Source organism: Nitratireductor soli (assembly GCF_001050155.1).
GTDB lineage: Bacteria > Pseudomonadota > Alphaproteobacteria > Rhizobiales > Rhizobiaceae > Nitratireductor > Nitratireductor soli.
Genome location: NZ_LFVY01000018.1, coordinates 95057 through 121355, shown reverse-complemented (window position 1 = coordinate 121355; position 26299 = coordinate 95057). Strand labels below are relative to the sequence as shown.

Annotated in this window: 21 protein-coding genes and 3 tRNA genes; 7 read left to right on the top strand and 17 right to left on the bottom strand. The window is 62.9% G+C overall.

Going from position 1 to position 26299, the window contains the following annotated elements; genetic code table 11:
- Positions 1-174 precede the first annotated feature (174 nt).
- From AB843_RS20795 to AB843_RS20785, 3 genes are all read right to left on the bottom strand, one after another.
- Entirely contained in the window at positions 175-651 is a 477-nt protein-coding gene (locus tag AB843_RS20795) for a DUF2867 domain-containing protein (RefSeq protein ID WP_048648811.1), read from the bottom strand.
- Positions 652-847: 196 nt separating this feature from the next.
- Positions 848-921: transfer RNA gene (locus AB843_RS20790), tRNA-Gly, on the bottom strand.
- A 31-nt stretch (positions 922-952) separates the two neighbouring features.
- Positions 953-1037 (bottom strand) — tRNA-Tyr (locus AB843_RS20785).
- A 191-nt stretch (positions 1038-1228) separates the two neighbouring features.
- Here AB843_RS20785 and AB843_RS20780 point away from each other — a divergent pair.
- Positions 1229-2092 carry a TrmH family RNA methyltransferase gene (locus AB843_RS20780; protein WP_048648810.1) on the top strand — a complete coding sequence of 288 codons (864 nt, stop codon included), beginning with the start codon at positions 1229-1231 and terminating at the stop codon, positions 2090-2092.
- Positions 2093-2278: 186 nt separating this feature from the next.
- Here the strand turns inward: AB843_RS20780 and AB843_RS20775 are convergent.
- Positions 2279-2354 (bottom strand) — tRNA-Thr (locus AB843_RS20775).
- Positions 2355-2627: 273 nt separating this feature from the next.
- Here AB843_RS20775 and AB843_RS20770 point away from each other — a divergent pair.
- Positions 2628-3401, top strand: a complete 774-nt coding sequence (locus tag AB843_RS20770; protein ID WP_048648809.1) for an NAD kinase — start codon at positions 2628-2630, stop codon at positions 3399-3401.
- Positions 3402-3560: 159 nt separating this feature from the next.
- Positions 3561-5030 carry a DEAD/DEAH box helicase gene (locus AB843_RS20765; protein WP_048648826.1) on the top strand — a complete coding sequence of 490 codons (1470 nt, stop codon included), beginning with the start codon at positions 3561-3563 and terminating at the stop codon, positions 5028-5030.
- A 188-nt stretch (positions 5031-5218) separates the two neighbouring features.
- Here the strand turns inward: AB843_RS20765 and AB843_RS20760 are convergent, their stop codons facing one another.
- The 8 genes from AB843_RS20760 to AB843_RS20725 all read right to left on the bottom strand — a co-directional run bounded on the left by AB843_RS20760 (position 5219) and on the right by AB843_RS20725 (position 12652).
- Positions 5219-5545, bottom strand: coding sequence for a TfoX/Sxy family protein (locus tag AB843_RS20760; RefSeq protein WP_048648808.1), 327 nt, complete (start codon positions 5543-5545; stop codon positions 5219-5221).
- A 12-nt stretch (positions 5546-5557) separates the two neighbouring features.
- Positions 5558-5938: a Fe-S cluster assembly scaffold SufA gene (sufA, locus tag AB843_RS20755; RefSeq protein ID WP_048648807.1), complete on the bottom strand. Its 381-nt coding sequence runs from the start codon at positions 5936-5938 to the stop codon at positions 5558-5560.
- A 98-nt stretch (positions 5939-6036) separates the two neighbouring features.
- A complete protein-coding gene (locus tag AB843_RS20750) occupies positions 6037-6441 on the bottom strand; it encodes an SUF system Fe-S cluster assembly protein (protein ID WP_048648806.1) in 405 nt (134 codons plus the stop codon).
- On the bottom strand, positions 6438-7703 hold the full coding sequence (locus AB843_RS20745; RefSeq protein ID WP_425286830.1) for a cysteine desulfurase: 1266 nt from the start codon (positions 7701-7703) through the stop codon (positions 6438-6440). The genes AB843_RS20750 and AB843_RS20745 overlap by 4 nt, the downstream gene beginning before the upstream one ends.
- A 16-nt stretch (positions 7704-7719) precedes the next feature.
- Positions 7720-8988 carry a Fe-S cluster assembly protein SufD gene (sufD, locus tag AB843_RS20740; protein WP_048648824.1) on the bottom strand — a complete coding sequence of 423 codons (1269 nt, stop codon included), beginning with the start codon at positions 8986-8988 and terminating at the stop codon, positions 7720-7722.
- Positions 8989-8998: 10 nt separating this feature from the next.
- Complete coding sequence (gene sufC / locus AB843_RS20735; protein ID WP_048648823.1) at positions 8999-9754, bottom strand: Fe-S cluster assembly ATPase SufC; 756 nt, start codon at positions 9752-9754, stop codon at positions 8999-9001.
- A 26-nt stretch (positions 9755-9780) separates the two neighbouring features.
- Positions 9781-11304 carry a Fe-S cluster assembly protein SufB gene (gene sufB, locus AB843_RS20730; RefSeq protein WP_048648805.1) on the bottom strand — a complete coding sequence of 508 codons (1524 nt, stop codon included), beginning with the start codon at positions 11302-11304 and terminating at the stop codon, positions 9781-9783.
- A gap of 184 nt (positions 11305-11488) precedes the next feature.
- On the bottom strand, positions 11489-12652 hold the full coding sequence (locus tag AB843_RS20725; protein WP_048648822.1) for a cysteine desulfurase family protein: 1164 nt from the start codon (positions 12650-12652) through the stop codon (positions 11489-11491).
- Positions 12653-12914: 262 nt separating this feature from the next.
- Here AB843_RS20725 and AB843_RS20720 point away from each other — a divergent pair, with 262 nt between their 5' ends.
- Positions 12915-13589 carry an alpha/beta hydrolase gene (locus AB843_RS20720; protein ID WP_048648804.1) on the top strand — a complete coding sequence of 225 codons (675 nt, stop codon included), beginning with the start codon at positions 12915-12917 and terminating at the stop codon, positions 13587-13589.
- A 73-nt stretch (positions 13590-13662) separates the two neighbouring features.
- Positions 13663-14916: a tyrosine--tRNA ligase gene (gene tyrS, locus AB843_RS20715; RefSeq protein ID WP_048648821.1), complete on the top strand. Its 1254-nt coding sequence runs from the start codon at positions 13663-13665 to the stop codon at positions 14914-14916.
- 241 nt (positions 14917-15157) lie between these two features.
- Here tyrS and AB843_RS20710 read toward each other — a convergent pair whose 3' ends face one another.
- Entirely contained in the window at positions 15158-18421 is a 3264-nt protein-coding gene (locus AB843_RS20710) for a YhdP family protein (RefSeq protein WP_048648803.1), read from the bottom strand.
- Between the two features lie 194 nt (positions 18422-18615).
- Here AB843_RS20710 and AB843_RS20705 point away from each other — a divergent pair, with 194 nt between their 5' ends.
- Both AB843_RS20705 and AB843_RS20700 read left to right on the top strand, forming a co-directional pair.
- Positions 18616-19095, top strand: coding sequence for a peroxiredoxin (locus AB843_RS20705; RefSeq protein ID WP_048648802.1), 480 nt, complete (start codon positions 18616-18618; stop codon positions 19093-19095).
- A 128-nt stretch (positions 19096-19223) separates the two neighbouring features.
- Positions 19224-20528: a M23 family metallopeptidase gene (locus AB843_RS20700; protein ID WP_162230649.1), complete on the top strand. Its 1305-nt coding sequence runs from the start codon at positions 19224-19226 to the stop codon at positions 20526-20528.
- Positions 20529-20576: 48 nt separating this feature from the next.
- On the opposite strand, the gene prfB is transcribed toward AB843_RS20700, so the two are convergent.
- The 4 genes from prfB to AB843_RS25730 form a co-directional block, all read right to left on the bottom strand.
- Positions 20577-21705, bottom strand: a protein-coding gene (gene prfB, locus AB843_RS20695) for a peptide chain release factor 2 (protein ID WP_425286829.1) whose coding sequence is annotated in 2 segments (ribosomal slippage) — positions 20577-21638 and positions 21640-21705 — 1128 coding nt in all. Because the reading frame shifts where the segments join, the coding sequence is not laid out codon by codon here.
- A 118-nt stretch (positions 21706-21823) separates the two neighbouring features.
- Positions 21824-24283: a penicillin-binding protein 1A gene (locus AB843_RS20690; protein ID WP_048648799.1), complete on the bottom strand. Its 2460-nt coding sequence runs from the start codon at positions 24281-24283 to the stop codon at positions 21824-21826.
- Between the two features lie 357 nt (positions 24284-24640).
- Positions 24641-25825: an N-acetylmuramoyl-L-alanine amidase gene (locus AB843_RS20685; RefSeq protein ID WP_048648820.1), complete on the bottom strand. Its 1185-nt coding sequence runs from the start codon at positions 25823-25825 to the stop codon at positions 24641-24643.
- Between the two features lie 149 nt (positions 25826-25974).
- The gene (locus AB843_RS25730; protein ID WP_157384561.1) at positions 25975-26121 is read right to left on the bottom strand and encodes a hypothetical protein; all 147 of its coding nucleotides are present in this window, start codon (positions 26119-26121) and stop codon (positions 25975-25977) included.
- Between the last annotated feature and the right edge of the window lie 178 nt (positions 26122-26299).

The window sequence follows — 26299 nt, the reverse complement described above, 5'->3', positions numbered from 1 at the left end:
TTCGTACGCTCAAATTTACCTTTGGCCATCTCAATTTCCCTTGGGCGGCGTGGAGTGTTTGGTTTTTTGATGCGCGGCGATTACCGACAAAGGCGCCAAATTACAAGCCCCTTTACCGCTTAGCGGCCGATCGCAGGCCGATGCCTCGCCCCAGGCTGCCATCATCGCCCCGCGTCAACGCAGAACGCGGCGCAGCATGGCCGGAACGATGATCTTGTGGAACGGCATCACCGCCGCCAGGTAGACGCGACCGAGAAGATTGTGGGTTCTGACGATGGTCGTACCCGAAACGCGCGTGCCTTCGGGCAAGACCGCCACCGTCTCGAGGACCAGCCGAAAGTCCAGATGCCGGTCGTCGGTGCCCAGCACCACACGCTCCGGCGATTGCGACAGGATCGGAAACCAGCCGGCGGCAGCCCTGGGCTGATCGCCCGCCATCCGCCGGCGCGTCTTGAGGTCGAACGGCCTCACCAGCCGGTCCCGCAAGGCCATCAGCCCGACAATCCATTTGGGCGTCGAAGCGAATATCCTGCGCGCCGCCTCGCCGGCCTCGATGCAGCTACCCGGCAGGAAAACCGAGAATCGATCAGCAAAACGTGCGCCCGGCAGGAGGCTGGCGGCTTCAGCGAGGGCAGGATCGGGCGGCGACATGGCGAACTCCCTTCGTGCGGCAGCTCAAACTACGCCAATCCGTCCCGTCCCTCCAGCGCCATGAAGCCGCAGTCTCCGCCTGCCGGAATCTTTGCTGGCCCGCCATGACGGCAGCAGAACGCACGGTGCCGGCGCGGAAATTTGAACGCGAGCCGCTGCTGAAGAGACGCGGCCAAGCTTATGGACAGGGACGGGTTGGAGCGGGTAGCGGGAATCGAACCCGCATATTCAGCTTGGAAGGCTGCTGCTCTACCATTGAGCTATACCCGCCGGGTTCGTTTCGCTCGGCTTCCGTGGACGGTGGTGGAGGGGGCTGGATTCGAACCAGCGTACGCATAGCGAACGGATTTACAGTCCGTCTCCTTTAACCACTCGGACACCCCTCCGTCATACCGCCGGAGCCGTGCGTTGTGCCGCGAAACTCGAAACGGGCAACGCAAGCCAGCCGATTTCCGCGATGGGCCTTATGGCGAGGCGGCAAGGTACTGTCAACCGCCCGTCACCGGTCGGCAGCGAAAAACTTGCCGCCCACGCGAATGCGTTTCCACTTTTCCGCGCCGCGCACTATAGAGGCTCGATGAGCGACGATCGAGATTCAAAGACCCCCAAGGACAGCCACTATGCGCGGCTGCGCCGTGCACACCGCGAGCGCACGCAGGATGCGCACGGCAAGCACGGGCCCAAAACGGGGCACAAGCCCCAGGCCGCAGGCGACGCCGAGGACGGGCTGGTGCGGCTCTACGGCCTGCATACGGTGCGCGCAGCACTCGACAATCCGCGCCGTGTCATCCGGCATATGCGCGTCACGCGCAATGCCGCCGCCCGCCTGGAGCTCGGCGAGGCGGACGCCCTGCCCTTTCCCGTCGAAATGGTCGAACCGCGCGACATCGACCGGCTGACCGGATCCGACGCCGTGCATCAGGGCGTTCTGGTCGAAGCCGAACCGCTGGCAACGAGACCGCTCGGCGACCTGGAAGGCGCGGCCCTGGTGCTGGTGCTCGACCAGGTGACCGACCCGCACAATGTCGGCGCCATCATGCGCTCGGCCGTCGCCTTCGGCGTCAACGCGCTGGTGACCACCGCGCGCCACAGTCCCGCCGAATCAGGTGTGTTGGCCAAGGCAGCCTCGGGCGCGCTCGAACACATCGACCACCTGACTGTGCGCAACCTGGCCGTGGCGATCGAGGAATTGCAGGCAGCGGGGTTTCAGGCGATAGGCTTGGATTCGGACGGAGCGGAACAACTGGAAGCGACGTTCGACGGCGAACGCATCGCGCTGGTCCTCGGCGCCGAGGGCAAGGGCCTGCGCCAGAAGACGCGCGAGACGGTTTCCGCGCTCGCCCGCCTCGACATGCCCGGACCGATCCGCTCGCTCAACGTTTCCAACGCCGCCGCCGTATCGCTCTACGCGGCGCGCATTCATCTGGCGGGTGCACGTTAGGGCGTCGCGTCCATTTGGACACATAATGGCATTTGGCTCGTGCGCTTCATGCATTATGATCTGGGATACATCGACCTGGAGCAGAGAACCCTGCGGACCAGCGACAACCCGTTCGGCACGAGACCGTCACCCATGTCTTGGGTACAATCTGTTACCCATGTCTCCGGGCTGTACAAACTCGGGAGCTGGTGCCCCCGGACGGACTCGAACCGCCGACCCCCTGATTACAAATCAGGTGCTCTACCAACTGAGCTACAAGGGCAACCGGAGCCCCGTTAGCATAATCGGTCCGCGAGTGAAATCAAAACTGGCATCATGCATTCACGATACCCACATCAATGCCTGGTGGCGCGATCCTGACGATGATCCCGATCTGTCAGGGAATATCACCCTGCCAGATCCGTGGCTTGCGGGCTGACGTGCCGAAACGGATTGGACCATCTGTTTCGGTCAGACCACCAGGCCGGAGCCTTTGCATGGGTCCGGTCGCATGCTAACCGGTTATCATGTCGCATCGAAAGGGCCGAGCAATCCCATGAATCGACCGCTACCGGTCCTGTCCTTTGTCTGCGCCGACACGGATGATGCCCAGGACGCCGCCGCCCGCCTTTCGGTTCTCTACGGCCAGGAACGCATGGAAGACGCTGAAGTGATCGTCGCCCTCGGCGGCGACGGCTTCATGCTGCACATCCTGCGCGAGACCATGGGCACCGGCAAGCGCATCTACGGCATGAATCGCGGCACGGTCGGTTTCCTGATGAACGAATACCGCGAGGACGGCCTGCGCGAACGGGTTGCCGCAGCCATCGCCGAGACGGTCCGGCCGCTGCAGATGCATGCGCTGGACGCCGACGGCAATGAGACCGAGGCGCTGGCGGTCAACGAGGTTTCGCTTCTGCGCCAATCCTATCAGGCGGCCAAGATCCGCATCGCCATCGACGGCAAGGTGCGGCTGGAGGAGCTGATCTGCGACGGCGTGATGGTCGCGACGCCCGCCGGCTCGACCGCTTACAACCTGTCGGCGCACGGTCCGATCCTGCCGCTCGACGCGCCGCTTTTGGCGCTGACGCCCGTCAGCCCGTTTCGTCCGCGCCGCTGGCGCGGCGCCCTGTTGCCGAACCAGGCAACGGTGCGTTTCGACATTCTCGAGCCGGACAAGCGGCCGGTCAACGCGGTCGCCGACCACACGGAAATCAAATCCGTCGTCTCCGTCACCGTCCGCGAATCGCGCGACAAGACGGTCACCGTGCTTTTCGACGAAAGCCATTCGTGGAACGAACGCATCCTTTCGGAGCAGTTTCGATACTGAAACCGACTTGCCTTTACGGCAAGTGATCTGTTGACATTGCGCGCCGCAGGCCGTAGGCCCTGCATGGATTCGAGGCAAAAAGCCTCATGGACGGCGCCACGCCGCGAAAGCAAAGACAGCCAAAACGTGCCAGCAGAACAAGACGCCGCTCAGGAAGCGATGACATTTTCCGACCTAGGCCTGTCGCCCAAGGTTCTTTCCGCCGTAACCGACGCCGGCTACACGGAACCAACCCCCATTCAAGCGGGCGCCATTCCCCACGCGCTGGCCGGCAAGGACGTCCTGGGCATTGCCCAGACCGGAACCGGCAAGACCGCGTCCTTCGTCCTGCCGATGCTGACGCGGCTGGAGCGCGGACGGGCCCGTGCCCGCATGCCCCGCACGCTGATCCTCGAACCGACGCGCGAACTGGCCGCGCAGGTCGAAGAGAACTTCGTCAAATACGGCAAGAACCATCGCCTCAACATCGCCCTCTTGATCGGCGGCGTATCGTTCGACGAACAGGAGAAGAAGCTGGAGCGCGGCGCCGATGTGCTGATCGCCACGCCTGGCCGCATGCTCGACCATTTCGAGCGCGGCAAACTGCTTCTGACCGGCGTCGAGATCCTCGTCATCGACGAGGCCGACCGGATGCTCGACATGGGCTTCATTCCCGACATCGAGCGCATCTGCAAGCTGATCCCGTTCACCCGGCAGACCTTGTTCTTCTCGGCCACCATGCCGCCGGAGATCACCAAGCTGACGCAGCAATTCCTGCAGGCGCCGGTGCGTGTCGAGGTTTCGCGGCCGGCCACCACGGCGACCAACATCACGCAGCGCTTCGTCAAGGTCGGCTCAAAACCCTGGGCCAAGCGCGACAAGCTGCGCAAGCTGATCGACGATGAAGGCGAGACGCTGAAGAACGCCATCATCTTCTGCAACCGCAAGACCGAAGTGGCGACCCTGTTCCGCTCGCTGGTGCGGCATGAGTACGACGCCGGCGCGCTGCATGGCGACATGGACCAGCGCGCCCGCATGGCCATGCTGGAGAACTTCCGCAAAGGCAATCTGAAGCTGCTCGTGGCATCGGACGTCGCCGCGCGCGGTCTCGACATTCCCGATGTCAGCCACATCTTCAATTTCGATGTGCCGATCCATGCCGACGACTATGTGCACCGCATCGGCCGTACCGGCCGTGCCGGCCGTTCGGGCAAGGCGTTCACGCTGGTCAGCCGCGCCGACCAGAAATATGTCGACACGATCGGCAAGCTGATCGGCTTGGACACGGAATGGCTCGACGGCGATCTGTCGACGCTGAGCGCCGAGGACGACGCCGATGAGAGGCCGCGCGGCCGCAATGCACGACGCGGCGGCCACAAGGACGACACGGCTCCACAGGAAAAGGCCGACGACGCCCGGAAGCCGCGCAGGGAAGCCATCAAATCCGACAATGCCGAGCGCAGGACGCGCAAGGACGCGGACGAGGCCCCTGCCCACCCCCGGCAGCCCGCCAAGGATCCGCAGCGCTCCAGGGCGCCGGAGCGCGCAGCGCGGCCTGAGCGCAGCGACCGGCATGAGCAGCGCGAGGATGCGCCGCTAGGCTTCGGCGACGATATGCCGGCCTTCATGAAGGTTTCCGTCAAGAGCTGACGGGCATCGGAAGACGCCCGACTTTATCCGGCACCGCTATAGCATTTTGCAGTCAGGCGGAATCACCTGACGTCCGCATAAATGCGGAAAAACAATGAGATAGACCTTTTCAGCGTTTCCATGAAACGCTGAAAAGGTCTAAAGCGCGGTGATTTCACCGGACGTGCGGAGTGGCGGCCGGTCAGGCGTCACTTCTTCTGGCTGCGCAAGCCCGCCTCGAACGCCCGCCGCGCCCAGATCGCCATTTCATCGGGATCGTCGAGCGCGGCTTCGGGGATCGACCAATAGGGCATTGCCACCGGACCGCGCTTGCTGTGTCCCTGATACACCCATTGCCGGCAGCCCTGCTCGGCAAACAATGGCGCGCTTTCGCCATCGGCCTTCAGCACGATTTCGTCGCCGACCTCGAGCGCGAACACCACGCCGTGGTGGTAGACGCCCTTGCCGCCGAACATCCGCTTGATGGTTACCGGACCAAGACCGGCAAAAAGATCGTGGATCGCATCGTCATCCACCGCAGCAACCCGTCAGACCGCGCCGCGCGCTTCCGCCAGGCTCTTGAGGTCCGCCGGCTTGAGTTCGATGGATTCGCCGCAGCCGCAGGCGGAGGTCTGGTTGGGATTGTTGAAGGTGAAGCCGGTGCGCAGCTTCGTCACCTCGAAATCGAGCTGGGTGCCGAGCAGGAACAGGGCCGCCTCCGGCGCGACATAGACATGCGCGCCCGCATGCTCGATGTGATCATCCGCCGGATTGGCCTCGGTCACCAGATCGACCGTGTATTCCATCCCGGCGCAGCCGCCCTTCTTGATGCCGACGCGCACACCCTTGGCGCCGTCGCGCGTCATCATGATCTCGCGCACGCGGTCAGCCGCGGCATCGGTCATGCTCATCACTTGAAATCGGCTCATTCATCTCTCCATTCACGGCGAGGGCAAGGCTCGCGGATGGGTTTCCTTACCAAGATGGTCAAGATTCGCCGCCGTTGCAAGGGGCCGGCAAAAACGCCTCAGTACCAGCCGACCGCCACCTGCGCCTCTTCCGACATGCGGTCCGGCGTCCAGGGCGGATCGAAAACCATGCTGACCTCCACGTCGCCGACGCCATCGACGGAGCTCACCGCATTCTGCACCCAGCCGGGCATTTCGCCGGCCACCGGGCAGCCGGGCGCCGTCAGCGTCATGTCGATCTTGACCGAACGGTCGTCCTCGATGTCGATCTTGTAGATCAGGCCGAGTTCATAGATATCGGCCGGGATTTCCGGGTCGTAGACGGTCTTCAGCGCGCCGACGATGTCGTCGGTGAGCCGCGCCAATTCCTCCTGAGGAATGGACGACGCGGGCAAGGCGCTTTCGCCTGGCTTCAAGGCCGTTTCCGGTGCGTTGTCCTGCGGTGCATCGCTCATCTTTGTCATCCGAAGAATGTCCGCGCTTTTTCAAGCGCGACGGCCAAGGCGTCCACCTCGGCCCGTGTGTTATACATGGCGAAGGAGGCACGGCATGTCGAGGTCACGCCGAAATGTTTCAATAGCGGCTGCGCGCAGTGGGTGCCGGCGCGCACGGCGACGCCGGCGCGGTCGATCACCATCGACACGTCGTGCGCGTGAATGCCCTGCAATTCGAACGAGACGATCGATCCCTTGCCCGGCGCGTTGCCGAAGATGCGCAGCGAGTTGATGCGGCCCAGCCGCTCATGGGCATATTTGGCCAGATCCGCCTCGTGCGCAGCAATCGCCTCACGGCCGACCTCTTCCATGTATTCCAGCGCCGCCCCCAGGCCGATCGCCTGAACGATCGGCGGCGTGCCGGCCTCGAAACGGTGCGGCGGTTCGTTGTACGTGACGGTGTCGAGCGTCACGTCCTCGATCATCTCTCCACCGCCTTGGAAGGGCCGCATGGCCGCCAGCCGTTCCTTCTTGCCATAGAGCACGCCGATGCCGGACGGCCCGTACAGCTTGTGTCCCGTGCACACGTAGAAATCGCAATCGAGCGCCTGCACGTCGACCGGCAGGTGCACCGCGCCCTGGCTGCCATCGACCAGCACGGGTATGCCGCGCTCATGGGCGATGCGGATGATTTCCTTGAGCGGTGTAATGGTGCCCAGCACATTCGACATATGGGTGATCGCCACCAGCCGTGTGCGGTCGGTCAGCGTCTTTTCGAACGCCTCGACGCTGAGCGCGCCCTCTTCATCGATGGGAATCCAGACAAGCCTGGCGCCCTGGCGCTCACGCAGGAAATGCCATGGGACGATGTTGGAGTGATGCTCCATGATCGACAGGGCAATCTCGTCGCCCTCGCCGATCCGCGGCATGGCGTGGCCATAGGCGACCGTGTTGATCGCCTCGGTCGCCGATTTGGTGAAGACGATCTCGTCGATGCTCGAAGCGTTGAGGAAGCGCCGCACCGTCTCGCGCGCCTTCTCATAGGCGTCGGTCGCCGCGTTGGACAGGAAATGCAGGCCGCGATGCACATTGGCGTATTCGTGCGAATAGGCATGCGTCACCGCATCGATGACGGCCTGCGGCTTCTGCGCCGAGGCGCCGTTGTCGAGATAGACCAGCGGCTTTCCATAAACCTCGCGCGCGAGAATTGGGAAGTCGCGGCGGATCGCCTCGACGTCGTAGCTGCTGTTCTCGACCTTCTGGTCCACTGTCTGACCTTCCCGTTTCACCATCCGCTGCAGCCGCCCGTCAGCCGTGTTCGGCGAACCATGCGTCAAGCCTGGTTTCCAGGGCCTCGACGACCGCCTCCTCGTCGAGTTCCTCGATCACCTCGGCCACGAACGCCTTCACGAGCAAGCCGCGCGCCGTCTTCTCGTCGATGCCGCGCGCCATCAGGTAGAACAGATGGTCGGCCGCGATCTCGGTCACCGTCGCGCCATGGCCACAGGCCACGTCGTCGGCGAAGATTTCCAGCTCCGGCTTGGCCGAAAAACCGCCTTCATCCGACAGGAGCAGCGTGTTGCAGGCCATCTTGGCGTCGGTTTTCTGTGCATCGCGCGCCACGCGGATCTGCCCCTGGAAGACGCCGTTGGCCCGACCGGTCACCACATTGCGCAGGGTCTCGGTCGAATAGGTGTCGGGCGCCAGGTGATCGAGCACCATGGTCACGTCGCAATGGGTCTCGCCGGCCAGCAGATTGATCCCGCGCAGGCGGAACTCGGAGCCCTGGCCTGCCGCCGTGACCTTGATTTCCTGTCGCACCAGCTTGCCGCCGCTGTTCATGACGAACAGGGTGAGCTTGGCGTTCTTGCCGAGGCTGGCGGTGAACTGGCCGAGATAGGACACCATGTCCGGCTGTTCCTGCAGGACGATCCACAGCATCTGCGCATCGTCGCCGACCTCCAGATGGCTGATCGACGACACCAGCGCCTCGTCGGTTCCCGTCTGCCGCTCGACGATGGTCGCCTTGGAGCCCGCGCCCGCCTTGACGACGAAACGGCTATGCGCCTGGCCGCCGGCATGCACGTTCTGCAATTCGATCGCCTTCTCGAGCGAAGCGCCCTCGGCGATCTCCAGCCAATAGCCGTCGGAAACGAAAGCGGCGTTGACGGCCGCCACCGTATCATGCAGGTCGGCCGCCTCCAGCCGCTCGGACATATCGCCGTCGATCAGCCGGTCGGCGATGGTCGACACGGCGACATCCGGCAGGCGTGCGTCGCGGTTCGACGCAACGCCATCCAGCACCGGCAGAAGCACCGCGTGATCGATCAGCGGCGACACGGCCACGGCCTTGGAAACCGGCTTGAAAGCCGGAACGGCCGAGAGAAGGCGGCGCAGATCCGTATAGTGCCAGGCCTCGACGCGGCGCGTCGGCAGTCCGGCCTTCAACAATTCCAACGCGTTGTCGCGCCGCACCGTCACATCGGCATCGCCCGGTAAATCGGCAATGCGCCCGGCGAAGCCGTCGATCAGCGATGATTCCGCCGGCGTCAGTGTGGTCTGTGCATGAACGTTCATCGCTGGCACCTCACGCCGCTTCGCCGATGATGCCGGCATAGCCGTTTTTCTCGAGTTCGAGCGCCAGATCCTTCTCGCCCGACTTGATCACCTGGCCGCGATAAAGCACATGCACCGTGTCGGGAACGATGTATTCCAGCAGGCGCTGGTAATGGGTGATGACCACCATGGCCCGGTCGGGCGAGCGCAGCGCATTGACCCCGTCGGCGACGATCTTCAGCGCGTCGATGTCGAGGCCGGAATCCGTCTCGTCGAGAACACACAGTTTGGGCTCGAGCAGCTTCATCTGCAGGATCTCGGCACGCTTCTTCTCACCGCCGGAGAAACCGACATTCAACGGCCGCTTCAGCATGCCCATGTCCATGCTCAGTTCGTCGGCCGCGGCGCGGACGCGCTTCAGCAAGTCGGGAATCTTCAGTTCGTCCTCGCCACGCGCCCGGCGCTGGGCGTTCATCGCCGTCTTCAGGAATTCCATCGTCGCCACCCCCGGTATCTCCATCGGATACTGGAAGGCGAGGAAGATGCCGGCGCTGGCGCGCTCGGCCGGGTCCATCTCGAGGATGGATTGGCCATTGTAGAGGATCTCGCCCTCGGTGACCTCGTAGTCGCTGCGGCCAGCCAGGATATAAGACAGCGTCGATTTTCCCGAACCGTTCGGCCCCATGATGGCGGCCACTTCGCCGGCTTTGACGGTCAGATTCAGGCCGCGAATGATCTCGGTGCCGTCCTCGGCGATGCGTGCGTGCAGGTTTTTGATCTCAAGCATGATTTCTTCCAAACAATTGCGCCGGCTCAGCCGACCGAACCTTCAAGCGAAATGCCGATGAGCTTCTGCGCCTCGACGGCGAACTCCATCGGCAGTTGCTGGATGACGTCCTTGACGAAGCCGTTGACGATCAGCGCGATGGCTTCCTCCTCGGGAATGCCGCGCTGCATGACGTAAAACAGCTGGTCATCGGAAATTTTCGAGGTGGTCGCCTCGTGTTCGAACTGCGCCGTCGCGTTCTTCGCCTCGATGTAAGGCACCGTATGCGCGCCGCAATCATTGCCGATCAGCAGGCTGTCGCACTGGGTGAAGTTGCGCGCGTTCGACGCCTTGCGATGCGCCGAAACCTGGCCGCGATAGGTGTTTTGCGAATGGCCGGCCGAGATGCCCTTCGAGATGATGCGGCTCGACGTGTTCTTGCCCAGATGCAGCATCTTCGTGCCGGAATCGATCTGCTGGTAACCGTTCGACACGGCGATCGAATAGAACTCGCCGCGGCTGTTGTCGCCGCGCAGGATGCAGGACGGGTATTTCCAGGTGATCGCCGAGCCGGTCTCGACCTGGGTCCAGGAAATCTTCGAGTTCCTGCCCCGGCAATCGCCGCGCTTGGTGACGAAATTGTAGATGCCGCCCTTGCCCTGCGCGTCGCCCGGATACCAGTTCTGCACCGTCGAATACTTGATCTCGGCATCGTCGAGCGCAATCAGCTCGACCACTGCGGCGTGCAACTGGTTCTCGTCGCGCTGCGGTGCCGTGCAGCCTTCGAGATAGGACACATAGGCGCCCTCCTCGGCGATGATCAGCGTCCGCTCGAACTGGCCGGTGTTCTTCTCGTTGATGCGGAAATAGGTCGACAGCTCCATCGGGCAGCGGACGCCCTTCGGCACATAGACGAACGATCCGTCGGTGAAGACCGCCGAGTTCAGCGTGGCGTAGAAATTGTCGGAGACCGGCACCACCGATCCCAGATATTTCTTCACCAGCTCGGGATGTTCGCGGATCGCCTCGGAGATCGAGCAGAAGATGACGCCCGCCTTGGCGAGTTCCTTCTTGAACGTGGTCACCACCGAAACGGAATCGAACACCGCATCGACCGCCACGCGGCCCGACGCGTAGACATTGTCGCTCGGCTCGCCGTCGATCTCGCCTGGCTCGCCCTGCTTGCGCACGCCGGCAAGGATTTCCTGCTCGCGCAGGGGAATGCCGAGCTTCTCATAGGTCCTGAGAAGTTCGGGATCCACCTCTTCAAGGGAAGTCGGGCCGGCCTGGTTCTTCGGCGCGGCATAATAGTGCAGATCCTGGAAGTCGATCTTCGGATAGCTGACGCGCGCCCAGCTCGGCTCTTCCATCGCCTGCCAGCGCTTGAACGCCTGCAACCGCCATTCTGTCATCCATTGCGGCTCGTCCTTCTTGGCCGAGATGAAACGGATGATGTCGTCGTTCAGCCCCTTTGGAGCCAGATCGCTCTCGATGAGGGTCTCAAAACCATATTTGTACTGGTCCACATCGATCATGCGGACCTGATCAATCGTCTCCTGCACGGCAGGCATATGCGTTCTCCATCCATGCCGGGGTCAAGGCCCGACCGTCTTCAAATCCGGCACACCGTGGTTTCGCCTCTCGGCTGCCCCTCATATAGTGCCCTGGAGCAGTGGTTTCACCGGTCACATATAAAATATGTGTGCTTATCTCCAGTTTTCCTTGCAACAGTTTCGTCTCATATGCTGGGCCACCTCAGGCAGCCTCCGCATTGCTTTTGCGGCGCTTGGCTATTCCAGCCAGGGCTGCCATGAAAAGATCGATCTCCGCCGCCTTGGAGCCATGTCCGATGGACACGCGCACGGCGCTGGCCTGACCGCCAAAACCCATTGCCTGCAGCACGTGGCTCGGACCGACGCGGCCCGACGAGCAGGCCGAGCCCGCCGACAACGCGACGCCGGCCAGGTCGAAGGCGATCTGCACCGTCTCCGCCTTCATGCCCGGTATGGAGAAAAAACTCGTATTGGCGACACGCGGCGCGCCGGCGCCATGAACGGCGACGTCGTGGACATGCGTCCGCACCAGATCCTCGATCCGGTCGCGCGCCGCCGCGATTTGCGGCATGCGGTCAAGATTGGCCAGCGCCTCACGCGCTGCTGCGCCGAAGCCGGCCATCGCCGGCAGGTTCTCGGTGCCGGCCCGGTGTCCCTTTTCCTGCCCGCCGCCAGTCACGAGCGGCGCCGGCATCATCAGATCGGCCGCGCTCACCACCGCACCGGCGCCCTTCGGGCCGCCCATCTTGTGCGAAGAGAGAATAAGATAATCAGCGTAACCATCTGAAATATCGAGGGGAATTCGTCCAGCCGCCTGCACCGCGTCAAACACGGTGACGGCGCCCGCCTGTTTGGCTATGCGGCCGATCTCGGCGGCCGGCTGGATCACGCCGGTCTCGTTGTTGACCAGATGCATGGCGACAAGCGGCAGGCCGGCTGCACGGTCGTGCATGGCAAGCCTTGCTGCCAGGTCGTCGAGGTCGACCAGACCATCCACCGTGACGGCGATCTGGCTGACATGATCGGCGGCGAACCGGCCGCCCTTCAGGATGCAGGGATGATCGGCAGCGCTGACGTAAAGCCGCGAGAAGCGCAGAGGCGCGCGGCCCATCGTCCAGTCGGGCGTCAAAAGCATGGTCGCCGCTTCCGTGGCGCCTGAGGTGAAGACGACATGCTCGGCCCGGCCGTTGACCAGCGCCGCCACATCTGCCCGCGCCTCTTCGAGCATACGCTTCGCCGCGCGGCCCTCCGTGTGGACGGAGGATGGATTGGCCGCCACCGTCAGCGCATCGATCATCGCCGCGCGCGCGCTGTCGGTCAGCGGGGCGCTGGCGTTGTAGTCGAGATATGCGCGGTTTGCTGCCATGCCTTTGCGGTCGACCTCGAGATTCGTGTCAGTGCTTTGATCGTTTACGGCCAAACTCGGTCGTTGCGACGTAATTTCCTTGAATCTTCGGGGCGAGCCGTCCTATTTACCCGGCTTGCCGACATGGCGGTCAAATTCGCTTGGCCGCCATTTTTGAACAATTCTAAACTAGCTTCTATGGAGGCGTCGGCGTCGCGTCAAGGGTCAAGGAACGAGGATCCCTTGGAACCCGAACCGGTGCGGCGCCCAATCTGGAGTACCCATGCCCGAGGTTATTTTTACCGGCCCAGCCGGTCGCCTGGAAGGCCGCTATCAGCCGTCCACGGAAAAAAACGCCCCGATCGCGCTCATCCTGCATCCACATCCGCAATTCGGCGGCACGATGAACAACAAGATCGTCTACGATCTTTTCTACATGTTCCAGAAGCGCAGCTTCACCACATTGCGTTTCAATTTCCGCGGCATCGGCCGCAGCCAGGGCGCGTTCGACCATGGCACGGGCGAGCTTTCCGACGCCGCAGCGGCGCTCGACTGGGTGCAGACCCTGCATCCCGATTCGAAGAACTGCTGGGTTGCCGGCTACTCGTTCGGCGCCTGGATCGGCATGCAGCTCTTGATGCGCCGGCCCGAGATCGAGGGGTTCATGTCGATTTCGCCGCAGCCCAATCTGTATGATTTCTCGTTCCTGGCCCCCTGCCCGTCCTCGGGCCTGATCATCCATGGCGACGCCGACAAGGTCGCACCGCCGAACGACGTCCAGGGACTGGTCGACAAACTGCAGTCGCAGAAGGGCATCACGATCACCCAGAAGACCCTGCCGGGCGTCAACCATTTCTACACGGCCAGCGAGGAACTCCTGCTCGAGGAATGTTCGGACTATCTCGATCGCCGCCTGAACGGCGAGCTTGCCGAACCCCGCCCAAAACGCCTGCGATAAACATTGCCTGGCTGTGCGGAGCACGCGCCACCTGCGTGGCTCCGCAAATCCTCCAACAGAGCTTGCAACGATGATGACCGCCTTCAAATCCGATTTCCTGCGCACGCTGAGCGAGCGCGGCTTCATCCACCAGACCTCCGATGACACAGGTCTCGATGAACTGTTCCGGAACGAGACGGTCACGGCCTATATCGGCTTCGATCCGACGGCACCCAGCCTGCATGCCGGCGGCCTGATCCAGATCATGATGCTGCACTGGATGCAGCAGACCGGCCACCGGCCGATCGCCCTGATGGGCGGCGGCACCGGCATGATCGGCGACCCGTCCTTCAAGGACGAGGCGCGCAAGCTGATGACGCCGGAAACGATTGCCGACAACATCGCCGGCATCAAAAGGGTGTTCGCCAACTACCTGACCTTCGGCGAAGGGCCGAAGGGCGCGTTGATGGTCGACAATGCCGACTGGCTGCTGGGCATCAACTATGTCGAGTTCCTGCGTGACGTCGGCCGGCATTTCTCGGTCAACCGCATGCTGTCCTTCGATTCGGTGAAGCTCAGGCTCGACCGCGAGCAATCGCTGTCCTTCCTCGAATTCAACTACATGATCCTGCAGGCCTACGACTATGTCGAGTTGAGCAAGCGCTATGGCTGCCGCCTGCAGATGGGCGGCTCCGACCAGTGGGGCAACATCATCAACGGCATCGATCTCGGCCACCGCATGGGAACGCCGCAGCTCTTCGCCCTCACCTCGCCGCTGCTGACCACATCGTCGGGCGCCAAGATGGGCAAGAGCGCCGAGGGTGCGGTCTGGCTCAACCCGGACCTGCTCGGCGCCTATGATTTCTGGCAGTACTGGCGCAACACCGAGGATGCCGATGTCGAGCGCTTTCTCAAACTCTACACGGTGCTGCCGCTCGACGAGATCGCCCGTCTCGGCGCGCTTCAGGGCGCCGAGCTGAATGACGCCAAGAAGATCCTGGCGACCGAGGTAACGGCGATGCTGCACGGTCGCGCCGCTGCCGACGAAGCAGCAGAGACGGCGCGCAAGACCTTCGAGGAAGGGGCGTTTGCCGAGAATCTTCCAACGCTTAACATTGGAAAAGAAGAGCTCGATGCGGGCGTCGGACTACTCGCGTTGTTGGTTCGCGCCAATCTGGCGTCTTCAAACAGCGAAGCACGACGACACGTGAACAATGGCGCGGTTCGACTGAATGACCAAGTCGTTGCGAATGACCGACTGCTGGTGGATTATGGGAAATTGATCGGCGGGAAAAGCTTGAAGCTTTCAGTGGGCAAAAAGAAGCACGTTCTGATCAGACCGTCCTAATTCTACAGTTGCGATTTACCGCGGCTTTCCTTCGCGCCCCCCTCTGCCCTGCCGGGCATCTCCCCCACGGGTGGGGAGATTGGCTGTCATGGCCGGTTTCACCAATCTTCGACCTCGAAAATCAGGCGAAACATCGACGAAGAGATAATCTCCCCCCTCGTGGGGGAGATGCCCGGCAGGGCAGAGGGGGGCGCGAAGGAGCGCGACTCCAAATCGCAACTGTAGTGCTAAGCAACAGCGCTCAACGGAACTCGAAAATCTGCCGGAAAATGCCCGGCGCGATGGCCGAGATCGGATTGACCTGGAGTTCAGGCTTCTCCAGCTTGCCGAACAGGCGGTAGGTGATGCCGATCAGGCCCCGGTCGCGTCCATTGCCCAAAATGCCGCCGAACAGCGGAATCTCGCCAAAAATGCGGTTCAGCCCGTACAGCGGCATGAAGGTGCCGGTGATGGCGATGTTGTCCTGCGCATCGAACAGGACCCCCTGAAACGTCGTGCCGATCAAGGGTCCGCGCAACACGCCATCCTGCAGTTCCAGACTGCCCTGCCCCTTGCGGATGTTGGCGAATCCGCGGTCGAAGCGCACACGGGTGGCATCGACCGCGCCTGTGCGATCATTGGTTTCGCTCGCAGCCACCAGCGAACGCAGGCGCGGTTCGTTGACGACGAAAAAATCCTGTGCGGCAACCGTGCCGGCCAACACCCCCGATCCGCCCTCCTGCAGGGCGATGCGCATCTGTCCGCCCTCCATATTGGCGTAGAAATCGATGAAGCGCATGACCGCGCCGGCATCGGAGGAGCGTGCTGCGATCCCATTGCTGTCGCGGGTCAGGGTCAGGTCACCGCCGCCGCGCGTCGTCGCCTTGGCTTCGAGGCGCCCGGTCTGGCGCCCATCCCCTGAATAGCGCAGCGACACGTCCCGGAGGGTCTCGCCGTCGAAGCCCGAAAGGCTTGTCAGCCGCGCGTCGAGCGTGATCGCTGTCGTATCGGCGCCGCCGCCACCGGCAGCGACCTTGCTCGTGTCCAGGTAGCGCTTGAGCACCGAGCGCGCGTCGAGCGCGGCACCCCGAACGGCAATCGCATAGCCATTTCCGGAACGTTCGATCGTCACCGAGAAATCGTCGCCGCGGTTGAGGCGCGCCTTTTCGAACCGGGCACTGGCCAGTTCACCCTTGCGGATCGTCAAGGCGCCCTGCGCGGCAAAACTCTCGCCCTTCAGGACGAAGTCGGTCAGCGTCAATTCGTCTTCCTTCTCCTCCAGGATGAAGGAGGCGGTGGCCGGGATCCCGCTGCCCTTGCTCCAGTTCAGCCACGGCAGCATCAGCTTGGCGGCGTCGAGCTTCACGGCGATTTTCTTGCGCCCGTCATCGAGCACGGAATAGTCGACCTTCGTCGGTCCCGACAGGATGTCGTTGAGACCCGGCAGCACCCGCTGGCGCGCCTTGTCACCGAGGGTCATGACGATGTCGCGCACGCGAGGCTCGCTTGAGCCGCCGAGCGGTTCGACCACCCGCAACTCCGCCGGGATGCCGTTGAGGCTTGCCGTGGCGGTAATTTCGGCGTGCGTCGGTTCGATGACCAGCCGCCCCTTGGCATTGGAAACAGCCTGCCCGTTGACGGGCTTGGTGATCGTCAGATCGTCATAGTCGAGCGCCACACGCCAGCGCAGCGTGTCACGGGGAATGCCGTCGCTGAGCGGAATATCCGCGGCCACGTGGCCGGTAACCTGTCCCGAAACGTCATCCGGGGTCAGGTCGATGATGTGCGAAGCGTCGATCGGTTCATAGGAGGCGAGTTCCACCACGCCCGGCGCCTCACCCTCCACGTCGATCTCCAACTTGCCGATGCGCGGTCGCAAATGCGCGTTGCGGATCGTCAGCGTGCCGTCTTGCGCGGCGACGCTGCGTCCGCTCGGCATGAAAACGGTTCCCGAAGCAATCGAGATATCGACATCGGACCCTTGAAACCTGATCGTGCCGATGGCGTCACGGACGGGCGGTATGCGCCCGGCGACATCGAAACGAGCATCGGCGACGCTGAACTCGCCGCTGACCTCTTCATTGTTCAGCGGATGGCCATCGCCAAGCCGGCCCGGCGGAACGCGCAGGCGCAGATTCCCCTCCTCTACCCTGCCGCCGAACAAATTGCTCAGGACCCAATTGCGCGCGCCGGGCGCCGCGAACCAGGGCCAGAACTGCTTGACCTCGTTCGTCGGCAGGCCGCTGGCGTAAACGGCAAGCGACAGGCCCGGAGACTTGCCGGCCTCCAGCGTCGCCGCCGCACTCGCCGATATCTGCCCCGAGGCGGTGACGATGCGAATCGCATCGGCAACGATGCGCCCGGCATCGGGCTCGATGCGTCCCTCGACCCGCGCGGCAAAGGGAACGGGCGCTTCGGGCGAATCCTGCGGCGCAACGCTGGCGTCGCGGCTCACGAGATCGAAGCGGTAGCCTTGCGCGTCATCGAGCGGTGCCACGCGCCCGGTGAAAGCGAAAGCCGAGCGACCCATCGCCAGATTGGCCTGCCGGATGGCAATCACGTCTTCGTTCGCGGCGATATCGGCCTCGACGCGGCCACTCGCCGACAGGATGCCGTCCTCGCCCAGATCGACGGATGCATCCTCAAAACGCATCTGCAGCGTCAATTGCCCGAGACCGACCCGCGATTCCTCGCCCGCCAGCGAAACATTCAGCGCCCCGAGCCGTCGCTTGCCGGCGACCCGGTCCGGCTCAGTGCCGGTCAGCGTTTCGAGCATGCCGCTTTGCGGCAACCCGATCTCCATGGAGAACGAGCGTATCGGGCCGTCCTTGACTGGCCGCAGGGCCTGGCCGGACAAGGAAACCGTGCGGCCGTCGACCGCAACGTTCCCGTCGAATTCCAGCTTTCCCGCCGGAGCAAGCGATGCCCTCATGTCGATCCGTGCGGTACGCCGGGACGAGGCATCCGCTACGAGTTCGACATCGCGCAGCGTGAGATAGCGTGTGCCGGTTCGCTCGCTCAGCCGATAGGCTTTGCGCAACCCGTCGAAGACCTGTTCCCGGATCGCGCTTGGTGCGATCGTGCGGCTCCACAAGGCAGCGCCGGCCTCGTCCGGGTTCGCGCCGGTGAGATTTGCCATCTGGACCCGCGCACCGGCGATCTCGGCACTGCCGATCTCGACACGCCCGCGCAGAAGCGGCAGCAGTTTGAAGCCGAATCGCAGCGTTTCGGCGTCGATCAGCGCCTGGCCGGTTTCGGCACGGCTGAGATGCAGCCCGCTGACTTCCAGCGCCACCAGGCTGCGGTCGCTCAGGACCAGGCGAAGATCGTCCATTTCAGTGCTGACATCGAAGCCGGCAAGCGCCGTCAGCGCCCGTTGCGCCTCGGCGCGCAGCCGCTCCTGGCCGATAGCGCCGGCACCGATGAATTGCACGGCGACGGCCAACACGATAATAAGCGTGCCCAGCCCGACGATGATCGCCATCGCGCGCCGGCACCAACGCAGATAGACAGAGCGCCGCAGCATGTTGTGTGCCCGGCCCTTCGATGACGGGAAAGTTTCAAGAGCCGCAATGTCCCCGCGCCTGAACCGCACCTTTCTGTGATTAGCGCCTTGTTGATCCACACCTGTTCCCGTCAATGCACAGCAGCGATGGACGAATCCATCGGCATCATTATATCTCTGCCCTCAATCGCCTATCCACCAACAGGGGAAAGAAAATGACCGAACCCGTCAAAGGAAGCGAAGCACCCGACTTTGCGTTGCCGCGCGATGGCGGCGGTGAACTCAAATTGTCCGATCTGCGTGGCAAGATTGTCGTCCTTTTTTTCTACCCGAAGGATGATACCAGCGGCTGCACCGCCGAGGCGATCGACTTTTCCGCCCTGAAGCCGGAGTTCGAAAAGCACGGTGCCGTCGTGCTCGGCATGTCGCCCGACAGCGCCAAAAGCCATGACAAATTCAAGACCAAACATGCACTCACCATCGACCTGATCTCGGATCAGGACAAGGAGACCCTGCAAGCCTATGGCGTCTGGGTCGAAAAAAGCATGTACGGACGCAAATATATGGGCGTCGAGCGCTCGACCTTCCTCATCGATGCCGAGGGCCGCATTGCCGAGGTCTGGCGCAAGGTCAAGGTGCCAGGTCATGCCGAGGCCGTCCTCGAAGCACTGTCAACGCTCAGCCGGGCCGGCTGAGCGCGCGATGCCACGGAAGCACAACCGGATCAATCGGGCGAAATAGTGTTCACGGCGAAAATCTTTATTAACCCTAACCAAGTGTAATCAAGCTCGAAATCTGCTCCCCTCAATGGAAGCTAGAGCACTTGATGACTTCTCAGCAATCCGCTGTCTTCGGCAGGCGCAAGGAACCCCACACGATCATCATCGCGCGGGGCGACCATATCCGCCATTTCACCATCCGCCCCTGGCTCGCCGCGGCATTCGGCTCGGCCATCGCGGCGTTGGCGATCGGCTACCTGCTGGCCACGACCTATCTGGTCCTGCGCGACGACCTGATCGGCGGGACGATGGCCCGCCAGGCACGCATGCAGCAAGCCTATGAAGACCGCATATCGGCGTTGCGCGCCCAGGTCGACCGGATCACCAGCCGCCAGCTGCTCGACCAGCAATTCATGCAGGAAAAGGTCGGCGAACTGATCGCCAGGCAGGACCGGCTGACCGAGCGCCAAGGCCGATTGGGCCCGGTTCTCGAACGCTTCGGCGCAACCGGCGCAGCCAAGGACACCCCCACGCCCTCCCCGCGTCCGCAGATCAAGGCGGATGCGTCGCCCGAGCTCGATCCGACAGCGACCGGAAGCATCAGCGCTTCGGCGTTCGCCGCCGCCTCGAAAAGCACAGTTTCCTGGCCGCTGCGCGCGCAAACCGCCAACGCTGCCCAGGCCTTATCTGCCGCCGACCGGGCCGACCAGCTTTTCGTCAAGCTCAACCGCGCCCTCAAGTCGATCGAGACCGAGCAGCTCGACAACGTCAAATCACTGGCCGAGAACGCTTATGAGACGGCAGGCGCCATTGCCGAGGCCCTCGAGGGGGCAGGCATCAAGGTGGCTGTCGGATACGGTGAACAGGATGTCGGCGGTCCGCTCGTCGCGTCCGCCGGCGCGCAATTGTTCGACGACGAGGTGCGCGAGCTCGACGACGCATTGTCGCAGCTCAGTGAAGTGAAGCGCCAGGCGGGGCAGATGCCGCTCGCCAATCCGGCGCCCGGCACCCAGGTGTCGAGCGGTTTCGGCACGCGCCGCGACCCGTTTCTTGGACGCCTGGCGCACCATTCCGGCATCGATTTCCGCGCCACCCGAGGCACGTCGGTCCGCGCGACTGGCGCCGGCCGCGTCGTCAAGGCCGGCTGGAACGGCGGTTATGGACGCATGGTCGAGGTCGATCATGGCAACGGGCTGACCAGCCGCTATGCCCATATGAGCAAAATTCTCGTCGAGGAAGGGCAGACGGTCACCACCGGCACGATCGTCGGCAAGGTCGGCTCCAGCGGCCGCTCGACAGGCCCGCACCTGCATTACGAAGTGCGCAAATCCGGCGCGGCGGTGAACCCGACCCGCTTTATCGCCGCCGGAAAGAAGATCGCCCAATATCTGAAAGGCGGCAATTCCTGAAGAACAGGGGGCGGGTCGCAGGGACGATTCCACCAGCCGCTATTGGGTCTAGGCCAGATCCTGCACGTCGGGCGCGTCGCCATGAACGCGCTGCGACAGCGATGCTTCCATGAACGGATCGAGCGCCCCGTCGAGCACGTCCTGCGGGCTGGTGCTTTCGACGCCGGTGCGCAGATCCTTCACCAACTGGTAGGGCTGCAGCACATAGGAGCGGATCTGGTGCCCCCAGCCGATATCGGTCTTGGCGGCCTCCGTGGCGCTGGCCGCATCCTCGCGCTTCTTGAGCTCATGCTCATACAGGCGCGCGCGCAGCATGTCCCAGGCGGTCGCCCGGTTCTTGTGCTGTGAACGCTCCTTCTGGCACTGCACGACGATGTTCGTCGGTATGTGCGTGATGCGCACCGCCGAATCGGTGGTGTTCACGTGCTGCCCGCCGGCGCCCGATGCACGATACGTGTCGATGCGCACCTCGGAATCGGGAATGTCGATCTCGATCGTCTCGTCGATGACCGGATAGACCCAGGCGCTGGAGAACGAGGTATGGCGGCGCGCGGCGCTGTCGAACGGCGAAATGCGCACCAGGCGATGAACGCCCGATTCCGTCTTCAGCCAACCATAGGCGTTGCGTCCCTTGATCTGCAGGGTCGCAGATTTGATGCCGGCTTCTTCCCCGTCGTGGAGTTCCAGGACCTCGACCTTCATGCCCCGGCGTTCGGCCCAGCGCGTGTACATGCGCAGGAGCATCTGCGCCCAGTCCTGGCTTTCCGTGCCACCGGCACCGGCATGGACTTCCAGGTAGGCGTCGTTGCCGTCGGCTTCGCCGGAAAGCAGGGTTTCCACCTGGCGCGCGGCGATCTCGTCGCGCAGCACCTTCAGCGCCGCTTCTGCCTCGGCGACGACGCTGTCGTCGCCCTCTTCCTCGCCAAGCTCGATCAGCCCGGTATTGTCCTCGAGCGCTGCGGTCAGCGAACGCACACCGACGATGCTCTCGTCCAGCATCTGCCGCTCGCGCATCAGCTTCTGCGCCTCCTGCGGATCGTTCCACAGGTCGGCTTCCTCGGCGCGCGCGTTGAGATAGTCGAGCCTTTTTACTGCGGCATCCCAGTCAAAGATGCCTCCTCAGCAGGCTTATGGCCTGCTTGATTTCGTCGACAAGATTTTCAGTTTCCGCACGCATGGCAGATCAACACCCCGGATATGGTGGCTGGGTTCGGCTTTCGCCCTGAATCGGACCGGAACATATGGAGCATGCCCGCCCGTGTAAAGCGGACAGGCTGCGTTATGCGTCGAACCCGTCAGTAGAGGCCGCCCGCTCCCGAGTTCACGGCGCGGTTGGCCTGCGGAGAAATGGTCTTCGCCCGCCCGGCTCCCTCCAGATCTTCCATGCCGATCACCCAATAGCTGTCGGCGGGACCCGTTCCGGGCTTGAAGGCCTCCATGATCACGCCGGGCTGGCCGGACTGCGCGTGCATGCCGGTCTTGCGGTCGATGGGGATCAGCTTCATGCCCTCGGGCACCTGAAAATCGACAGGACGCATGTCCTTCAGCGCCGACGCCATGAATTCCTTGAAGATGGGAGCCGCCAGGCCGCCACCGGTCGAGCCGCGCCCCATCGGCGTGGGCGTATCGTAGCCCATGAAGACGCCGACGACGAGGTCCGGCGTATAGCCCATGAACCAGGCATCCTTTTCGTCGTTCGTCGTACCAGTCTTGCCGGCAATCGGCCGGCCGAGTTCGGAAACGGTCACCGCCGTGCCGCGCTGGACCACGCCCTGCATCATCGAGGTGATCTGATAGGCGGTCATCGGATCGAGCACCTGCTCGCGGTCGTTGATCACCTCCGGCTCCGCCTGCCCGTCCCATTCGGTAGCCACGCACCCGTCGCATTCGCGCCGGTCATGCTTGTAGACGGTCTTGCCATAACGGTCCTGGATGCGGTCGATCAGCGACGGCACGATCTGCTTGCCGCCATTGGCCATCACCGCATAGGCCGAAGCCATCCGCATGACGGTCGTCTCGCCCGAGCCGAGCGACATGGCCAGCACCGGCAGCATCTTGTCGTAAAGGCCGAAATGCTCGGCGTAGTCGGCGACAAGCGTCATCCCCATGTCCTTGGCCAGCCGCACGGTCATCAGGTTGCGCGACCGTTCGATGCCCGCCCGCAAGGTCGAGGGGCCGGCCGATTTGCCGCCATAGTTCTTCGGTTCCCAGACAGAGTTGCCGACCTGGATCGAAATCGGCGCGTCGAGCACCACCGATGCCGGTGTGTAGCCATTGTCGAGTGCGGCGGCATAGACGATCGGCTTGAAGGCCGATCCCGGCTGGCGATAGGCCTGCGTGGCGCGGTTGAACTGGGAGTCCGCATAGGAGAAGCCGCCGACCATGGCGAGCACGCGGCCCGTATGCGGGTCCATCGCCACCAGCGCGCCCTCGATCTCGGGCACCTGGCGCAATTGCCACGAACGCTCCGTGTCCGGCTTCTTCTGCACGAACACCACATCACCGGGCTTGAGCACTTCGGACGGCGTGCTGGCCTTGACCCGCTTTCCATCAACCACATGGCGCATCGCCCATTGCATGTCATCGACGGCGATGGTTCCGGTCTCGCGCGTTTCGGCAAGCGCGCCGGACACTTCCCGCTTCGGCCTCAGGCCAATCGACACCATTCCATCCTCGGCGCCCAGCACGACCGCGAGCTGCCATTCAGGCACATCGCTCAGCATTTCCACCTCGCCGAGCGGGACACCCCAATCGCCGGAGGAAATGTCGATCTGCTTGAACGGGCCGCGGAATCCGCGCAGCGTGTCATAGCGCAGAAGGCCGTTCTGCAGGGCCTTGCGGGCGTAGAGCTGCAACTTCGGATCGAGCGTCGTGCGCACCGAAAGCCCACCTTCGTACAGCGCATCCTCGCCATAGCGGGAAATGATGTCGCGACGCACCTCTTCGGTAAAATACTCGCCGGCGAAGAGATAGCCGCCGCGCTGTCTCGGCTTGACGTCAAGCCCGGTCGCTTTCGCCTTTTCGCCTTCTTCGCTCGTCGCATAACCGTTGGCGACCATCTGATCGATCACCCAGTCGCGACGCTCGATGGCCCGGTCGGTGTTGCGGAACGGATGATAGTTGGATGGCCCCTTGGGCAGCGCGGCCAGATAGGCCGATTCAGCCAATGTCAGCTCATTGACCGACTTGTCGTAATAGGTCAGCGCGGCGCCGGCGATGCCGTAGGAGCCGAGCCCGAAGAAGATCTCGTTCAGATAGAGTTCGAGGATGCGGTCCTTCGAATAGGCCTGCTCGATGCGGAAGGCGAGCACCATTTCCTTGATCTTGCGCTGCATCGTCTGGTCGGAAGACAGCAGGAAATTCTTCGCCACCTGCTGTGTGATGGTCGATGCGCCGACCGGCCGGCGGCCGGAACCGACATTTCTTGCATTGGTCAGAACGGCACGCGCCAGACCGGTCACATCGACGCCCGGATGGGTGTAGAAATTCTTGTCCTCGGCTGACAGGAATGCCGCCTTGACACGATCGGGAACCGCCTGGATCGGCAGATAAAGGCGACGCTCGCGGGCGAACTCGGCCATCAACTCGCCATCGGCGGCGTGGATGCGCGTCGTCACCGGCGGTTCGTATTTCGCCAGCACCTCATAGTCGGGCAGGTCCTTGGTCAAATCGCCGATATAGATCGCGATGCCGGCCGCCACGAGCAACGCAAGCGCGATGCCGACGCCAAAGAAATAACCGATCAGACGTATCATGCCCGCTCCAATTCGTGCCCCGCAGCGCCCTGCCCGGTCCGGCAATATGGCGCGGGTCGCTCATTTCAAATCTTTGCCGGTGCGCCCTGCCGCGGAGAACCAAACCGCTCCGCAATGTGCCCCAGCCGTCCTGGCCATCGGGTTGAACGTTTTCCGTTCACCTTCCCGCCACCGTTTTCGTCCTGGAACGGACCGGCACTGGCGTGCTTCAGAATCCGACACCCATCAAATCATTGCCTTTTTTTGCCTCAGGCTTGTGGGCAAAATACGGCGAATGAATCGCAAATGAAATGCGCCGTCATTAAACCACGCAGCGTTGCAGGCTTGCAACGCCGACAGTTGAACAACCGCACGACTTCAACCGCCCGCTCCAAGCTTTGCCTTGGCGAAATAGCCGATCGCAGTGACGATTGCATCCATGGTTTTCGTCCGCCATTCCGGATCGCGCAATTGCGCCTCGTCACTGGGGTTCGACAGATAGCCAAGTTCCAGCAGAACCGAAGGAATGTCCGGCGCGCGCAGGACGCGGAATCCGGCATGGCGATGCGGGTTGTTCACCATCTGCATCGTGTCGGACAATTGGCCGATCAGGGTTCGCGCAAAACGGATCGAAAACGCGTGCGTCTCGCGCCGAATCAGATCGACCAGTATGTCCTCGACCTCATCCTGCCCGTCATCAGCGACCATCCCGGCGATCTCATCGGATAGGTTTTCGCGCGCTGCGGTCGCGGCGGCTGCCGCGTCCGAGGCCCTGTCGGAAACCGTGTACACGGTTGCGCCGCGCATGTTGCGGATGCCGATCGCATCGGCGTGGATCGACACGAACAGATCGGCATTCTTCTCCCGGGCGATGCGTACCCGCTCGTCGAGGCGCAGGAAACGATCGGTCTCACGCGTCAGGACGACATCATAATATCCTGTTTCTTCTAGCTTTTTTGCCAGTTCGAGCGCGAAGATGAGAGTAATCGTCTTCTCGACCGTGCCATTGATCCCCCGCGCGCCGCCATCGGCCCCGCCATGTCCGGCGTCGAGAGCCACGGTAAACCGCTTCTTCGCCGTCACTATATCCCGCACAGGCGATGACGCCGGTTTGCTGATGCTGGCGCGCAATGCGGCGTCGAAATCGGCGTTCGAGCTGGCGCGCAGCTCGATGATCAGACGAAAACCGTCCGAATTCTCATTCTGCATGACTTCGGCCTTTTCGACCGAGAACGGGCCTACTGCGTTGAACAGGATGCGCGCGCGCGCTTCGTCGACGGCGCCGTACTGGACACCCGTCACCAGACCACGCGGCGCGAGTTCGCGCACGTCGAAGGAAAACTCCGTCGCCGGCAGGTCGAGAACAAGACGGTTCGGATCGCGCAGCAGAAACCAGTTGACCGTCGGCGCCCGATCGAAATGCATGACGATGCGCGTGTATTGCCGGTCACCGGCCATCTTGTAGTCATGCGCCTTGAGCGCCGGAGCGGCCGCCTGGGCACCGTGAAGCGCAAGCAGAACAGCGCTCAGGAAAACTGCCAGGAAAATGATCGGTCGATGCAAACCGCTGGTCTCCGGTGCGTCATGCGATGGGTCAGTCGAATCAGGAGCGATGAAAACAAAAGAAAATGACAATTTTGTTCCCGAATCATCCCGGCCGAACATCTGCTTCTTGGCCATGGAACGCATGATAGGCAAACGGGTCACGCAGTTCAAAACGGAGCGCCGCTCAGCCAGCCTCCATCAGGCGTGATGGAAATCAGGGTTGCCAATGCAATTGTCAAATCATAAAAGCAGCTTTGAATCATCGCGCCATCCGTCCTTGGTTTGAGTCCCTGCTGACAATCGGCGATGACCATCGGGGCAAACCATTTTCAGCCGCCGCAAACAAGCACGGGCGGTGATTCAGAGGAATTCTTCAGGGCGTTTCCCCAACAATGGAAGCTCTGACTTCAAGAAACGGCCGGACCTCGAACGTCCGCGCCGGCTCACTGTGAGCAAAAGCTGGCCCGCTGCTCGGGCCTTGGTTGAAACGGT

What these genes read in the sequence shown, in the direction of transcription:
- AB843_RS20710 (WP_048648803.1), bottom strand. Translation starts at nt 18,421, where the DNA reads ATGCTGCGGCGCTCTGTCTATCTGCGTTGGTGCCGGCGCGCGATGGCG.
- AB843_RS20690 (WP_048648799.1), bottom strand. Translation starts at nt 24,283, where the DNA reads ATGATACGTCTGATCGGTTATTTCTTTGGCGTCGGCATCGCGCTTGCG.
- AB843_RS20750 (WP_048648806.1), bottom strand. Translation starts at nt 6,441, where the DNA reads ATGACAAAGATGAGCGATGCACCGCAGGACAACGCACCGGAAACGGCC.
- sufA (WP_048648807.1), bottom strand. Translation starts at nt 5,938, where the DNA reads ATGAGCCGATTTCAAGTGATGAGCATGACCGATGCCGCGGCTGACCGC.
- AB843_RS20770 (WP_048648809.1), top strand. Translation starts at nt 2,628, where the DNA reads ATGAATCGACCGCTACCGGTCCTGTCCTTTGTCTGCGCCGACACGGAT.
- AB843_RS20705 (WP_048648802.1), top strand. Translation starts at nt 18,616, where the DNA reads ATGACCGAACCCGTCAAAGGAAGCGAAGCACCCGACTTTGCGTTGCCG.
- sufD (WP_048648824.1), bottom strand. Translation starts at nt 8,988, where the DNA reads ATGAACGTTCATGCACAGACCACACTGACGCCGGCGGAATCATCGCTG.
- sufC (WP_048648823.1), bottom strand. Translation starts at nt 9,754, where the DNA reads ATGCTTGAGATCAAAAACCTGCACGCACGCATCGCCGAGGACGGCACC.
- AB843_RS20765 (WP_048648826.1), top strand. Translation starts at nt 3,561, where the DNA reads ATGACATTTTCCGACCTAGGCCTGTCGCCCAAGGTTCTTTCCGCCGTA.
- sufB (WP_048648805.1), bottom strand. Translation starts at nt 11,304, where the DNA reads ATGCCTGCCGTGCAGGAGACGATTGATCAGGTCCGCATGATCGATGTG.
- AB843_RS25730 (WP_157384561.1), bottom strand. Translation starts at nt 26,121, where the DNA reads ATGGTCATCGCCGATTGTCAGCAGGGACTCAAACCAAGGACGGATGGC.
- AB843_RS20745 (WP_425286830.1), bottom strand. Translation starts at nt 7,703, where the DNA reads ATGGTGAAACGGGAAGGTCAGACAGTGGACCAGAAGGTCGAGAACAGC.
- AB843_RS20725 (WP_048648822.1), bottom strand. Translation starts at nt 12,652, where the DNA reads ATGGCAGCAAACCGCGCATATCTCGACTACAACGCCAGCGCCCCGCTG.
- tyrS (WP_048648821.1), top strand. Translation starts at nt 13,663, where the DNA reads ATGACCGCCTTCAAATCCGATTTCCTGCGCACGCTGAGCGAGCGCGGC.
- AB843_RS20720 (WP_048648804.1), top strand. Translation starts at nt 12,915, where the DNA reads ATGCCCGAGGTTATTTTTACCGGCCCAGCCGGTCGCCTGGAAGGCCGC.
- AB843_RS20795 (WP_048648811.1), bottom strand. Translation starts at nt 651, where the DNA reads ATGTCGCCGCCCGATCCTGCCCTCGCTGAAGCCGCCAGCCTCCTGCCG.
- AB843_RS20780 (WP_048648810.1), top strand. Translation starts at nt 1,229, where the DNA reads ATGAGCGACGATCGAGATTCAAAGACCCCCAAGGACAGCCACTATGCG.